Below are 12,715 nucleotides of genomic sequence, written 5' to 3'. Positions count from 1 at the left end.
CGACATGCGCCGCGTGCCTCACCTGCCCGATCAGCCACCCATCACTTCGCGCCGAGGGGGCTCAGCCGTGGCGATTGGGCGCGGTTGCTGTTTGTTCTGGCCTGCGTCCGGCTAAATAAAACCGCGCCAACGCAGCACTGCAAACAGCAAAGCGGCCACAGCCAGAACCGAGAACGCGACCGAGGCCGCAATCCCCAGCACGGCGCCCTTGCGGCGATCACCGCCATCGACGCCGTTCAGATGCCGCACGCAGGTGTCATAGGCCTGTGCCACCGCCTGCTGATCGACCTGCGCCCAGAGCTTGGGGTTTTGCGCCATCACGGCTCCGGTGTGCAAAACCTCTGCCGACGCGCGCACCCGGCGTGGCAACAACCGTCCACCCTTGCGCAGCTTTTCGCCAAGCCCCTGCCCCCGCACCCGCAGGCGCTGCTCCATCAGACCCGCCACGCGGTCGGCCATTTGCTGAATAGGCACTCCGGTCATGTAGCACTTCCTTTTGACATCGCCGGACCTTATCGCTGCCACCGCAGGGCTTCAACTGCTCTGGCCGAAACTCTCAATCCGCGCTATCAAAGCCACATGCTTGCGATCACCACCTATCCCGCCACCGCACCCGACCCCAACTTGCCCGATCTGCTGATCGTGCATGGGTTATTCGGCTCTGCCCGCAACTGGAGCGTGATCGCCCGGCATCTGGCCGACACCCGCGCGGTACATGTGGTCGATATGCGCAACCACGGCCAAAGCCCAAGGGCTGCCACGCAAAGTTATCCCGATATGGCGGGCGATCTGGCCGAAGTGATTGAAGCATTGGGCACGCCGATGGATGTGCTGGGCCATTCGATGGGCGGCAAGGCTGCGATGCAACTGGCGCTGACCGAGCCTGCGCTGGTGCGCAAGCTGGTGGTGGCCGATATTGCGCCGGTGGCCTATAGCCACGACCAGACCCAGTATATTGACGCGATGCGGGGGCTGGATTTGACGGGCCTGACCGCGCGCAGTGAGGCTGATCGCAGGCTCAGCGCGACCATCCCCGACCCTGCCCTACGGGCATTTTTCTTGCAATCGCTTGACCTAAAGGCACAGCCCCCGATCTGGCGGCTGAACCTTGATGTGCTGGAAGATCAGATGCCGTTGATTGTTGGTTGGCCGGGCACCGAGGGGCAGTTTGCGGGCCACACGCTGTTTCTCACCGGGGCTCTGTCGCATTACGTCAAGCCGGAGTATCGCGACACCATCCGAAGCCTGTTCCCGAAATCGCATTTCGCCAAGCTGCCCGGCGCGGGCCACTGGCTGCACGCCGAGCGCCCGCGCGAATTTGAACAGGCCGTGCAGGTGTTTCTGAACGGCTAGTCTTCCTAAATATTTGCGCCAAACCGATTTTTGACCCAAAAATCGTGTACGGAAAACCGCGTTTTCCGGTTCGGCGCAGGCCGCGCGCCTTAGTCCAGCGGGCGTTTCATCCGCAGCAGCAAGCCATCCTTCACGATAAAATGGTGATACAGCGCTGCCACCACATGCCCGGCGACCAGCACGATAATCACCGGCTTGAACCATCCATGCAGCTCTGCCGCCGTGGCCACACCACCATACCAAGCCACCAGTCCGGTAATCGGCGCCAGCAACATCACGGCATAAAGCGCCCAATGTCCCCATTTCGCCGCCAACATCATCAGCGCTGAATCGGCCGGAGCCTCTGGCGCGCCACGGTTGAACCGCAAAGCCAGCCGCCACAGCGCAAACACCAACACTGCGATTCCCACCACGATATGCGCCCAAACCCAGAGCGTCATATTGGGGGTTCGTCCCTCCTCAAAGGCGTCCCAAGCGCCGCCCATATCTTCGCCAAAGATCAGTTGGAACAAGATCAGCCCTGCCACCAGCCAATGCAGAAAGATTTGGCTGGCGGAATAGCCTTTGAGATCAGGCATGCGACGTCCCTTCATAAACATTTGACTTGATACGCTATATAAGCTGGTTTCCGTCGTCACCTATGATTCATATCAGTTTGCGCAAAATTCAAACCGAGGCGCTGGGGACGCCTCGGTTTTCCACCGGCAGGCCGGGATCAGACCTTTAGGCTGACGCCGGCTTGACCTGCCGATTGCTCTGCCCGGTCTAGCAGCCGCTGCAATGCTGCGCCGCGCGCAAAATCCGGCTCTGCCACGCCCTCGCCTCGGATCGCGGCGATGAAACGCTGGTAGATCGTCGCCAGCACCGGAGCGTCAATGTCATGCCACTGCCCCGTTTGCAGATCGGCCTCAAGGCAAGCGCGGAGAGAGCTTTCGTTCTTCTCCCAGCGCACTTCCAGCCCGCCCTTGTCGCCATAAATCCGCAGGCGCAGGTCGTTCAGATGGCCCGAGGCAAACCGCGTCGCGGCCACCGTGCCCAGTGCGCCATTCTCCAGCACGATCTGCATGGTGGCGGAGTCATTGGCATCGAGCGGGTATTCGCCAATCTGATCGCCCGGCGCTTTGTGGAAGGTGGCAAGACGGCATGAGACTTCGACCGCCGGTTGCCCGGCGATAAAGGTTGCAAAATCAAGGATATGGATGCCGACATCGCCCAGCACACCCTTGGAACCATGCTTTGTCGACAGCCGCCACAGCCATTGGCTTTCTTTATCCCAATGGCCCCAAGCCGGTTGGGTCAGCCAGCTTTGCAAATAGCTCGCCTCAAAATGCCGGACCGTACCGATGGCACCTTCGCGCACCATCGCCGCCGCCTTTTGTAAGGCCGCTACGTTGCGGTAGCTGAGGTTGACCATGTTCACCACACCCGCTTTTGCGGCGGCTGCGGCCATCGCATCGGCCTGCGCTTCGGACGTAGCAAGGGGCTTTTCGCAGAGTACGTGCTTGCCCGCCGCCAGAAATGGCAAGGTGGTGGCGTAATGCGCCGCATCCGGTGTCACGTTGGTGACAGCGTCAAACTGCCCCCACGCAATCGCCTCGTCAATCGAGGCAAACCGCCCGGCGATGCCGTGGCGATCACAGAACTCCGCCAGTTGCACAGGGCGCGTGTCGATGCCGCCCACCAGCGTGACGCCTTCAATCGCCTTGAAACAGTCGGCATGGTTGGCCGCCATGCCCCCGGTGCCGAGGATCAGAATACGAACTGGTTTCGCCATCACCGATACCCCGCCTCGCCGTCATGATGCAGGCGCGGGCCGCGTTCCGTGATCGGCTCCAGTGCCTTATCGACAGGCGTATTCGGCGCGTCATTCGGGTTGGCGATCCGCACATTCGGATTATGCGCCCATTTCACCGCATTCGAGATCACCCGCTGCACATTGGCGTCGTGATAGGTCGGATAGGTTTCATGGCCGGGGCGGAAATAGAAAATATTCCCCGCGCCGCGCTTGTAGGTCAGGCCGGAGCGGAACACCTCGCCCCCGGCAAACCAGCTGATGAACACGGTTTCCAAGGGTTCCGGCACGCCAAACGGCTCGCCATACATTTCCTCGTATTCCAACTCAAAATGATCGGGCAAGCCTGCCGCAATCGGGTGCTGGCGGCTGGTCACCCACAGCCGTTCGCGTTCGCCCGCTTCCCGCCAAGTCAGGTTGCACGGCGCACCCATCAGGCGTTTGAACGGCTTGGCGAAGTGGGCCGAGTGTAGGAAGATGATCCCCATCCCGCCCCAAACCGCGTTACAGACCCGCTCGACAATCGCATCATCGACATCGCCATGTGCGGCGTGCCCCCACCAGATCAGCACATCAGTTGCGGCCAGCTTTTCTGCCGTCATCCCGTGTTCCGGATCCTGTAAGGTCACGGTTGCGGCCGAAATGCCCTCGGCCTTATTCAGCGCAGCGGCAATCGTGCCATGCATCGTCAGCGGGTAAATCTCTGACACAACTTTGTTTTTCTGTTCGTGGACGTTCTCGCCCCAAACGGTGACGCGGATGCTCATGGCATGTTCCTTTGATAGCTGCCGCGCCCCCAACAAGGGGCGCGACGAATGGTTTTAGGATGGTTAGCGGATCGGCTTGCCGTTCTGATCGAACTTGTGCAATTGGCCAGCCTTCGGCGACAGCGAGACGGTATCGCCGACCTTCATGGTCAATTTACCTTCACGACGCACGATCATTGGTTCATCCGAGCCGACTTCAACGAACAAATAGTTGTCGCTGCCCAAATCTTCGGCATGCACGATCTCGCCCGTCCACAAGCCGCCCTCGACCACGTCGATATGCTCCGAGCGGATGCCCAAAGTGGCGCAACCGTGATCCGAAGCGAATTTGCCGGTCAGGAAGTTCATCTTTGGGCTGCCGATGAAGCCCGCGACGAAGATCGAATTCGGGCGTTCATAAAGCTCGGCGGGCGAGCCCACCTGCTCCAACCGGCCATCGCGCAGCACGGCGATCCGGTCGGCCAAGGTCATCGCTTCGACCTGATCGTGCGTGACGTAGATCATCGTCACGTCCGTCATCGAGTGGTGCAGCTTGGCGATTTCCAACCGGGTCTGCACCCGCAAAGCCGCGTCGAGGTTCGACAAAGGCTCGTCAAACAGGAACACCCGTGGGTCGCGCACAATCGCGCGGCCGATGGCGACGCGCTGGCGCTGGCCGCCGGACAACTGCTTCGGCAGACGGTCCAGCAGGTGATCAATTTGCAGCAGCTTCGCCGCCTCCATCACCCTCTTCTTCATCGCCTCGGGGCTGGCCTTGGCCAGCTTCATCCCGAAGGCCATGTTGTCATAAACCGACATATGCGGGTAAAGCGCATAGGATTGGAACACCATCGCGATGCCGCGCTGGCTGGGCAGCACGTTGTTGACGCGGTCATTGTCAAACAGCATGTCGCCCGAGGAAATCTCCTCCAACCCCGAGATCAGCCGCAACAGGGTGGATTTGCCGCAGCCAGAGGGCCCGACAAACACCATGAATTCGCCCTTCTCAATCGTCAGGTCGATGCCCTTGATCACATCCACCGCGCCATAGGACTTCTTGACGTTCTTCAGTTCAATTTTTGCCATTTTTTCAGCCCTTCACGCCGCCTGCGGTCAAACCCGCGACGATTTTGCGTTGGAAGATAAGAACGAGGATGATCAGCGGCACCGTTACGATGACGCTTGCTGCCATGATCGGGCCCCAAGGAATTTCCTGCTGCGATGCACCGGAAAGCAAAGCAATCGCCACCGGAACCGTTCGCGTCACCTCGGAGGAAGTGAAGGTCAGCGCGAACAGGAATTCGTTCCACGCGCCGATGAAGGCGAGCAGGCCGGTGGTGACCAAGGCGGGCCACAAGAGTGGCAGGAACACCTTGGTGATGATGATCCAGGGGGTTGCGCCATCGACGATTGCGGCTTCCTCAATCTCAACCGGAAGGTCGCGCATGAAGGTGGTCAGCACCCAGACCGTGAACGGCAGCGTGAAGATCGTGTAAGACAGGATCAGCGCGAAGGGCGAATTGAACAGGCCTAAGTAGGTGATCAGCTCAAACAACCCGGCGAGGACGGCGATCTGCGGGAACATCGACACCGCAAGGATCGTCATCAGCAGCAGGCCCCGGCCCCGGAAGCGCACCCGCGCCAAGGCATAGGAGGCCGTCACCGCAAGGAACAGCGCCAGCACGACTGTGGTGGTGGCGACAAAGACCGAGTTCAGGATATTGCGCGGGAAGGTCGCCCCACCCAGCACCGCCTTGTAGTTCGCCCAGTCGAAGGCTTTCGGGAAATAATTGGCCTCAAACAGCGCCGTCCCGGTCGCGAACGAGGTGACGATGGCGTAGTAGAACGGGAAGATCGAGAACAGCACGATCACCACGACCAGCGCGTAGAAGGCCACGGATTTCAACAGTTTATTACCGGTCATTTGCCGCCCTCCCCGGACAGATCGACCTTGCCGAGCCAGATATACAGCGACACGAAGATCGCCAGAATCGCGAACAACAGTGTCGATTGCGCCGAGCCATAGGCGAATTTATCGAACTCGATCAGGTTCTCGCGGCTGATCACCGACATGGTCTTGGTCGATGCCGAATTGGGCGTCAGCACATAGATCAGATCGAAAATCCGCAAAGCATCCAGCATCCGGAAGATCACCGCCACCATCAGCGCCGGGCGGATCAGCGGCAACGTGATCTTGAAAAACACTTTCACCGGGTTGATGCCGTCAATCTTCGCCGCCTCATAAATATCGCGCGGCACCATTTGCAGCCCCGCCAGACATAGCAACGCCATGAACGGCGTGGTTTTCCAGATATCCACCATCAGCACCGCATACATCGCGGTATCAGAATTGGCGGTCCATGCGATCTTGCTGGAAATCAGCCCCAAATTCAGCGCCATATCGTTCAGGATGCCGTATTGGTCGTTCAGCATCCAGGCCCACATTTTCGCCGAAACAATCGTCGGGATCGCCCATGGGATCAGGATCGCGGCGCGCACAAAACCGCGGCCCTTGAACTCGGCGTTCAGCACCAGCGCCACGATCAGCCCCAGAATGGTTTCGCAGACCACAGAGGCCACCGAGAACCGCACCGTGTTCCACACCGCGTTCCACCATGCCGGATCGACCAGCGTGCCTTTGTAGCGCACCGTGCCGTTCGACAGGGTTTGCACCCGCAGGTAATTGTCAAAACCGATCCACTTGCCGCCATACAGATTGTTAAGTGATGTGTCGGTCAATGAGAACCAAACCGTTCTCAGCAAGGGCCATGCTGCGACGCAAAACAGCGCGATCAGCATGGGGGCCAAGAACCAGAACGCGGCTTTCTGGCGCTGCTTTTGCAGGCTCAGGCCACTTTCCCGCCCTATGGCAGTCTTTGAAGCTGTCATGAATTTCCCCCCTTAAACCGGCCCCCCTCCGAGGCCGAGCGTAAAAGATGGGCGGCGGTTGGCGTTATGCTCTGCCGCCGCCCATCCTCAAGGCGTGCCCGATAACGGGAGGATTACCAGGCGTCGCCCTTCAGGTCGGTCAAATCGGCTTCCAACCCGGCAAGGTTGTCGGCAGCCGAGCCATTGCCCGACAGGGTTTCATGCACTGCCGACCAGAACTTCGAGGACACCTCGTTGTACTTGCCAAGCGTCGGGGCCGAAGGCCGTGGCACGGCGTTCAGGAACACGGCTTTCCACTGCGGGATGATCGGCTGGGCGGCGGCGATGTCAGCGTCATCATACAAAGCCACGATGGTCGGCAGCGCGGATTCCGAAATCGCGCGTGCCTTTTGCGCCTCTGGTCCCGCCAGATACAAAGCCAGACTGATCGCCACATCCTGATGTTTGGAGTATTTCGACACAGCCACGTTCCAGCCGCCCAAAGTCGCCGCCGAAGTGTCACCCTCTGCGCCCACCGGCAGCGTGGTGACGTCGAACAGGCCCTTGACTGCCGAGTCGTCGCCATTGCCCAGCGTGTAAGCATAGGGCCAGTTGCGCATGAACGCCGCGTTGCCAGTCTGCCAGACGCCGCGCGATTCTTCCTCGCCGTAAGCCAGAACGCCCTCTGGCGAGATCGTGCCAACCCAGCCCTTTGCGGTTTCCAGCGCCTTCACGGCTTTCTCGTTGTTGATCGAGATCGTGCCATCAGCCTCAACGATCTGCCCGCCGCCGAAGGATTTCACCCATTCCAGCGCATCGCAGGTCAGGCCTTCATAGGCGTTGCCCTGCCAGACATAGCCCCAGAAATCACCCTTGCCTGCTGCCCGCTCACCCTCTTGGATTTTGGTTGCAGCCGCTGTCAGCTCGTCCCAGGTTTTCGGCACCGCAACGCCGTATTTCTCAAGCAAATCCTTGCGGTAATACAGCGCGGGCGCATCGGTGAAGATCGGCAAGGCCACCAGTTTGCCCGCAACGGTTTGCGATTCGATGATCGAGGGGAAATGCGTCGGGGCCAGATCTTTGGCGGCTTCGCTCAGATCAACAAAGTGATCCGCCAGCTGCGGTGCCCAGATCACGTCGGTCTGGTAGACGTCAATATCGGTAGCACCTGCGGCCAACCACAGCCGGTACTGGCCGAACTGATCCGAGGTTGACGCCGGCATTGGCACCATCGTCACGGTGTTGCCAGTGGCATCTTCCCACGGCTTCACCAGCGTTTTAAAATTCTCAACCGCTTTACCGACCGAGCCGGAGACGTAGAAGATTTCTTCCGCCATCATCGGCGTCCCCAGCGCGCTGATCAGCGCGACAACACCAGCCGACCGCAATGCGCGGCTCTTGAATCCAAAGGACATGGATTTCCTCCCTATAATTTTGATCGCGCCCTATCGGCGCTGCCCTGTCTAAAACGCGTCCTTTTCCGGTTCTTGCGACCCGGCCTCCCGAAGCGTTTGCACGGCAATAGCCCGAAACTGTCCATTTCGTCAACGATTCGCGGCTCAAAGCGCTTTCAAATTTTCAAATGCAGGTCGTTCGATGGATTGAAAATCTATTGCAACCCTCTCAGCCTGCGGTTGCTGCGTCGCCGCATTTTCCTGCGGCAATGCAGCATTTAGTATATCAAAAAATTTCCGCAACTTATTGTTAATTATATATATTTACCAAAAACACCCCACTACTAACGCTGCAGCGCCCCTATAGTCAAACTACGGCGACCGAACTGCAAAACTGCACTCAGACCGCTAAAAGCGATGTGAATTTTCTCCAAATCTGGGCCAAAACTAAGCCGATCTTCTGCCTGGCATATGAAGCGTTCAAAGCAGCCCTCCCAGCCGAATGGGCTTGGGTTTGTGCCCGTAAAGGCGCATGGTGATCAAGGCCAAACGGATGGCCGCTGCTTGTAAGGAAAATCAGATGGCCAAGGGCATGAGCAAACCCGGCAAGAACGTGAAAAAGCCAAAGAAAGACAAGGCCAAGCCCGCCGTGGCGACGCCTAGCACGAAGAATTCCGTAGTGATCAATACCAACGGGCCAAAAGACTAAGGCCCCAGCGGTCAAGCCGAGGCCTAAGCCTTACGCTCCATGCTCTGGCACCTTACCCGAAGGTGCCAGATAAGGTCTTGTGACATCGCGCAGGGTGGCGTCCAGCGCCTCGATCTGCAAGCCAATCGCGCCATCCCCTGCCAAGATCAGCGTCACCAAACCCGTGCCATCCACGCCCGGCGAGAAACTGATATCGAGCAGCGACAGGATGGTGTCTTTATCTGCACGATCAATGCCTTGTGTTTGCACTGCCAGCACATCTTCAAACACCAGCAGGCTTTGCACCCGCTCAAACGGTTGCCCCGCCTTCTCGGCGGCCTCACGGTATTCCCAGCGGAACCGGTTCAGCATCAGCGCAAACCGCCGCTTTTGCCGCACCAGCGACATCTCGGTGATCGGGAACACCGCGTCCTGCACCAGCGCCGCAATCACCGCCAAACCTTCAGCATCATTGGCTACCAGCCGCAGCGGCACTTCACCGCCATCTTCAAACCGCGCATCGCTCATCCGCTGATCCGTTCGATCTGGGCGCCAACGCCACGCAGCTTTTCCTCAACCCGCTCATAGCCCCGATCCAAGTGGTAAACTCGGCTGACGACGGTTTCGCCTTCGGCCGCCAGGCCCGCTAGGATCAACGACACCGAGGCGCGCAGATCTGTCGCCATCACCCGTGCGCCGCGCAATTTCTCAACGCCGGTGACCGTGGCATGGCCGCCATGTACATCAATCTTCGCGCCCATCCGCACCAGTTCCGGCGCGTGCATGAAGCGGTTCTCGAAGATTTTCTCCTCCAGCACCGAAACCCCGTCGGCTGTGCAAAGCAACGCCATCATCTGCGCCTGCAAATCGGTCGGAAAGCCGGGGAACGGCTCTGTGACCACATCGACCGCATTCACCCGGCCATTCTTCCGCGTCACCTTCAACCCGCGCTCGGTTTCCACCACCGAAACCCCGGCTGCATCCAGCTTTTCGGCAAACGCACCGACAAGGCTCATCTTGCCGCCCAAACACTCCACCTCACCGCCACAAATCGCAGGCAGCAGCATGTAGGTGCCAAGTTCAATCCGGTCCGTCACCACCGGATGCGTCGCCCCGCCCAGACGGTCCACGCCCTGAATGGTGATCGTGCTGGTACCTTCGCCGTCGATCTGCGCCCCCATCCGGCGCAGACACACCGCAAGATCGACAATCTCCGGCTCGCGCGCCGCATTCTTCAAAACCGTGGTGCCTTTCGCCAAAGTCGCCGCCAGCAGAGCGTTTTCCGTGGCCCCCACCGAGACAAACGGAAACTCCACCACCGCCCCGCGCAACCGTCCGCCCGGCGCCTTGGCGTGGACATAACCGTCGCGCAGATCGAGTTCCGCCCCCATCGCCTCAAACGCCTTCAGGTGCAAATCCACCGGGCGCGCGCCAATCGCACAGCCCCCCGGCAGCGAAACAATCGCATGACCATCCCGCGCCAGCAGCGGCCCCAGCACAAGGATCGAGGCACGGAATTTGCGTACAATCTCATAATCAGCGGTGTGGTTGTCAACTTTATGGCTCGACATCGCCAGCACCAGCCCGTTTTGCATTGAGGCCACTTCCGCACCCAAAGACTGCAAAAGCTGTGTCATCGTCGCGATATCCGACAGCCGCGGTGCGTTGGTCAGCGTCAGCGGTTCTTCGGAAAGCAACGTCGCGGGCATCAACGTCAGGCAGGCATTCTTCGCCCCCGCAATCGGGATCACCCCGTTCAGCGGCCCATTGCCCTTTACCAAAATCGAATCCATCTGCCAGCCTCACTCGTTTTTATTGTTATCGTCGATCAAGCCCGCGCCTGGGCCGTCCGAATCCGCTGCCGATCTAGCCCGCGCTTGCGCCTTCCTGCGGCCCATATTCGCCTTCAACGCCAGCTTCAAGCGCACCTCGCGCTCAGTCTCGCGTTGAGATTTGGGCTTGCCCGGGCCAATGTCATCAGGTTTTTCACGCATCAGGCCTTCTAATACAGCGCGCGTCAACCGTCCAGCAAGGCCATGCAAAAAACCGCCAGTTTGCTCTTGCACCCTGCGGCGAACGCGTCTATTCAGCCGCCACGCAAGCGGTTCCAAACGGTTCCGCAAACGATCGGCGCTGCAGTAGCTCAGTGGTAGAGCACACCCTTGGTAAGGGTGAGGTCGAGAGTTCAATCCTCTCTTGCAGCACCATCATTCTTCCTTTCAAAGCAAGAAGATAGGCGTTAACAAGGGTTTAGATTGCCTTCGGTGCTACACCAAGGTGCTACACTATGGCTTTGCAAATGGCTCGACCCTTCAAACATCCGAAGACTGGTGTGTATTATTACGGCCAGCGCGTCCCTACAGACTTGCGCCGTTTGCTGGGCGACAAGTTTATCAGTTGGTCCCTTCGGACCAAGGACCCCGAGCAAGCCAAGGTGCTAAATGCGGCAGCTATGCTGAAACAGGCGATGGTCTGGGAACGTCACCGCAAGCAACCTGAACCCCTGCCCCATGCCCAGATTGTTGCGCTGTCGGGCATCCTCTATCGGGACGTGATGGCTTCGCTTGAACTGGAACCGGGCGAACCCTCAATCTGGCGGGCGGTGTTGGCTTTGCTTGATCGTGTTGCCGCTGCGCCTGATGGCCTTGCGAAATGGTATGGCTCAGAGGCCGACAGACTGCTTCTGGAACAGGGGCTTGTCACCGATGATCACAGCCGCCAGCGCCTTTTGGCGGAACTTGATAGCGCCCTGAGGCAAGCCGCTGAACAGCAACAAAAACGCGCCAAGGGTGACTATCGCCCGGACCCCGATGCGGCCCGGTTCCCTGCCTTGAAAGCGTCCAGTGGGGTTGCCCCGAAGGCTGGCAATGAAGGTCTGACCATCCGGGCTTTGTTCAAGCTTTGGGAGCGCGACCATCTTGACGAAGGCAAATCAATCAAGACCGTCGGTGATTTTCGCCAGAAGATTGAGGCCCTGATAACCTATCTCGGCCATGATGATGCCCAGCGCGTTACGCCCGAGAACATAGCCGATTGGGCCGACTAGGGCGTGAGGCCGTTCAGCGTCTTGTGCCGTCGGGCGAAGTTGTGGGCGGCCAGGAAGTCGGCAAGGTGCGTGCGTAGCTGTCGTAGTGGAAGCGCTTGATCGTCGCGTCCTTGATCGTGCGGTTCGGTTGGCTGACAGCTGTTTGCCGTCAAACACCGAGAAGCATTCGCTCGTCTTGGCCGTTCGTCCATGGGTGGTTGGGTTTCGTCAGCCTGTGTTCAATCCCGTTGGCCTCGCAGATCATGTCGAAGCGCATTGGCCGGGAGTAGATCGTATTGCGGTTCCGGGGTTGCTCGGCGAACGGGATGCCCCTCGCCATTGGGCTTGAACCCGTGGCGCTTCCAATGGCTCGATCGGGGAGAATGGTATGAACCTGATAGGGCACGACTTCGAGCATGTGTTGCACGAACTCCCAGACGGTGCGTCTGTCAGCCGTTGCAACGCGTTGCGCGACGGCGAACTTGGCAGTCCGGTCGATGCCGACGAAGAGCGAGAGCTTGCCTTCAGCGGTCTGCATCTCAGCGATGTCCGCTCTCGTGGTTTGCAGGCAAACCACTGCCGGGCAGCGGATGTGAAAGAACCCGCCTCTCGGCGATGCAAGCATCGCCTGTCGGCCAATGGATCGGGTAGCGCTTGAACTTCTGGCGCTTCGGCTTCTCGCCCTCGACATCAGGCAGGCGGGAGATGCCGTGCCGTTGCAGACACCGGTGCAGCGCCGAACGGGTCAGGTGCGGGATCGACGGTTGCAATGCATAGAGGCAGTCATCCAGCGGCAGCAGCGTATGGCGCCGAAACGCGACGACCATTGCCTCTTCGGCCTCTGTCAGA

Annotated in this window: 14 protein-coding genes, 1 tRNA gene and 1 pseudogene; 4 read left to right on the top strand and 12 right to left on the bottom strand. The window is 59.5% G+C overall.

From position 1 onward, the window contains the following. Positions 1-111: 111 nt before the first annotated feature. Positions 112-483, bottom strand: a complete 372-nt coding sequence (locus tag AKV04_RS13165) for a hypothetical protein (protein WP_054006881.1) — start codon at positions 481-483, stop codon at positions 112-114. A gap of 96 nt (positions 484-579) precedes the next feature. Between AKV04_RS13165 and AKV04_RS13160 the strand changes: the two genes are divergently transcribed. Continuing rightward, the gene (locus AKV04_RS13160; RefSeq protein ID WP_054006880.1) at positions 580-1,353 is read left to right on the top strand and encodes an alpha/beta fold hydrolase; all 774 of its coding nucleotides are present in this window, start codon (positions 580-582) and stop codon (positions 1,351-1,353) included. 89 nt (positions 1,354-1,442) lie between these two features. On the opposite strand, the gene AKV04_RS13155 is transcribed toward AKV04_RS13160, so the two are convergent. The 7 genes from AKV04_RS13155 to AKV04_RS13125 all read right to left on the bottom strand — a co-directional run bounded on the left by AKV04_RS13155 (position 1,443) and on the right by AKV04_RS13125 (position 8,174). Further along, the gene (locus tag AKV04_RS13155) at positions 1,443-1,931 is read right to left on the bottom strand and encodes a cytochrome b (RefSeq protein WP_054006879.1); all 489 of its coding nucleotides are present in this window, start codon (positions 1,929-1,931) and stop codon (positions 1,443-1,445) included. 137 nt (positions 1,932-2,068) lie between these two features. After that, entirely contained in the window at positions 2,069-3,127 is a 1,059-nt protein-coding gene (locus AKV04_RS13150; RefSeq protein WP_054006878.1) for a Gfo/Idh/MocA family protein, read from the bottom strand. Beyond that, a complete protein-coding gene (locus AKV04_RS13145) occupies positions 3,127-3,912 on the bottom strand; it encodes a ThuA domain-containing protein (protein WP_054006877.1) in 786 nt (261 codons plus the stop codon). Before AKV04_RS13145 ends, AKV04_RS13150 begins: the two co-directional genes overlap by 1 nt. A 63-nt stretch (positions 3,913-3,975) precedes the next feature. Continuing rightward, on the bottom strand, positions 3,976-4,977 hold the full coding sequence (locus tag AKV04_RS13140; RefSeq protein ID WP_054006876.1) for an ABC transporter ATP-binding protein: 1,002 nt from the start codon (positions 4,975-4,977) through the stop codon (positions 3,976-3,978). 4 nt (positions 4,978-4,981) lie between these two features. Then, positions 4,982-5,815: a carbohydrate ABC transporter permease gene (locus tag AKV04_RS13135; protein WP_054006875.1), complete on the bottom strand. Its 834-nt coding sequence runs from the start codon at positions 5,813-5,815 to the stop codon at positions 4,982-4,984. Beyond that, on the bottom strand, positions 5,812-6,780 hold the full coding sequence (locus AKV04_RS13130; protein WP_054006874.1) for a carbohydrate ABC transporter permease: 969 nt from the start codon (positions 6,778-6,780) through the stop codon (positions 5,812-5,814). Before AKV04_RS13130 ends, AKV04_RS13135 begins: the two co-directional genes overlap by 4 nt. A 113-nt stretch (positions 6,781-6,893) precedes the next feature. Next, entirely contained in the window at positions 6,894-8,174 is a 1,281-nt protein-coding gene (locus AKV04_RS13125; RefSeq protein WP_082351641.1) for an ABC transporter substrate-binding protein, read from the bottom strand. Between the two features lie 511 nt (positions 8,175-8,685). Here AKV04_RS13125 and AKV04_RS26200 point away from each other — a divergent pair. Beyond that, positions 8,686-8,862: a hypothetical protein gene (locus AKV04_RS26200; protein WP_156317527.1), complete on the top strand. Its 177-nt coding sequence runs from the start codon at positions 8,686-8,688 to the stop codon at positions 8,860-8,862. 30 nt (positions 8,863-8,892) lie between these two features. Here AKV04_RS26200 and AKV04_RS13120 read toward each other — a convergent pair whose 3' ends face one another. The 3 genes from AKV04_RS13120 to AKV04_RS25600 are packed head-to-tail and all read right to left on the bottom strand — an operon-like array spanning position 8,893 to position 10,835. Beyond that, a complete protein-coding gene (locus AKV04_RS13120; protein WP_054006873.1) occupies positions 8,893-9,369 on the bottom strand; it encodes a DUF2948 family protein in 477 nt (158 codons plus the stop codon). Next, on the bottom strand, positions 9,366-10,634 hold the full coding sequence (murA, locus tag AKV04_RS13115) for a UDP-N-acetylglucosamine 1-carboxyvinyltransferase (RefSeq protein WP_054006872.1): 1,269 nt from the start codon (positions 10,632-10,634) through the stop codon (positions 9,366-9,368). Before murA ends, AKV04_RS13120 begins: the two co-directional genes overlap by 4 nt. A 9-nt stretch (positions 10,635-10,643) precedes the next feature. Then, a complete protein-coding gene (locus AKV04_RS25600; RefSeq protein ID WP_156317555.1) occupies positions 10,644-10,835 on the bottom strand; it encodes a hypothetical protein in 192 nt (63 codons plus the stop codon). Between the two features lie 138 nt (positions 10,836-10,973). Here AKV04_RS25600 and AKV04_RS13110 point away from each other — a divergent pair. Continuing rightward, positions 10,974-11,048 (top strand) — tRNA-Thr (locus tag AKV04_RS13110). Positions 11,049-11,128: 80 nt separating this feature from the next. Then, on the top strand, positions 11,129-11,887 hold the full coding sequence (locus AKV04_RS13105; protein WP_328287149.1) for a DUF6538 domain-containing protein: 759 nt from the start codon (positions 11,129-11,131) through the stop codon (positions 11,885-11,887). Here the strand turns inward: AKV04_RS13105 and AKV04_RS13100 are convergent. Then, positions 11,884-12,715 (bottom strand): annotated as a pseudogene (locus AKV04_RS13100) (integrase core domain-containing protein); the annotation flags it as partial. The gene AKV04_RS13105 and the pseudogene AKV04_RS13100 sit on opposite strands and share 4 nt — an antisense overlap.

This window comes from Cypionkella psychrotolerans (assembly GCF_001294535.1).
GTDB classification, from domain to species: Bacteria; Pseudomonadota; Alphaproteobacteria; order Rhodobacterales; family Rhodobacteraceae; genus Cypionkella; species Cypionkella psychrotolerans.
Note: the sequence above shows the minus strand (reverse complement) of the source record. Positions and strands in the feature narration are given on the sequence as shown.

Coding starts and splice junctions, on each gene's coding strand:
- AKV04_RS13105 (WP_328287149.1), top strand. CDS start 11,129: ATGGCTTTGCAAATGGCTCGACCCTTCAAACATCCGAAGACTGGTGTG.
- AKV04_RS13145 (WP_054006877.1), bottom strand. CDS start 3,912: ATGAGCATCCGCGTCACCGTTTGGGGCGAGAACGTCCACGAACAGAAA.
- AKV04_RS13130 (WP_054006874.1), bottom strand. CDS start 6,780: ATGACAGCTTCAAAGACTGCCATAGGGCGGGAAAGTGGCCTGAGCCTG.
- AKV04_RS25600 (WP_156317555.1), bottom strand. CDS start 10,835: ATGCGTGAAAAACCTGATGACATTGGCCCGGGCAAGCCCAAATCTCAA.
- AKV04_RS13165 (WP_054006881.1), bottom strand. CDS start 483: ATGACCGGAGTGCCTATTCAGCAAATGGCCGACCGCGTGGCGGGTCTG.
- AKV04_RS26200 (WP_156317527.1), top strand. CDS start 8,686: ATGGTGATCAAGGCCAAACGGATGGCCGCTGCTTGTAAGGAAAATCAG.
- AKV04_RS13125 (WP_082351641.1), bottom strand. CDS start 8,174: ATGTCCTTTGGATTCAAGAGCCGCGCATTGCGGTCGGCTGGTGTTGTC.
- AKV04_RS13150 (WP_054006878.1), bottom strand. CDS start 3,127: ATGGCGAAACCAGTTCGTATTCTGATCCTCGGCACCGGGGGCATGGCG.
- AKV04_RS13120 (WP_054006873.1), bottom strand. CDS start 9,369: ATGAGCGATGCGCGGTTTGAAGATGGCGGTGAAGTGCCGCTGCGGCTG.
- AKV04_RS13160 (WP_054006880.1), top strand. CDS start 580: ATGCTTGCGATCACCACCTATCCCGCCACCGCACCCGACCCCAACTTG.
- AKV04_RS13155 (WP_054006879.1), bottom strand. CDS start 1,931: ATGCCTGATCTCAAAGGCTATTCCGCCAGCCAAATCTTTCTGCATTGG.
- AKV04_RS13135 (WP_054006875.1), bottom strand. CDS start 5,815: ATGACCGGTAATAAACTGTTGAAATCCGTGGCCTTCTACGCGCTGGTC.
- AKV04_RS13140 (WP_054006876.1), bottom strand. CDS start 4,977: ATGGCAAAAATTGAACTGAAGAACGTCAAGAAGTCCTATGGCGCGGTG.
- murA (WP_054006872.1), bottom strand. CDS start 10,634: ATGGATTCGATTTTGGTAAAGGGCAATGGGCCGCTGAACGGGGTGATC.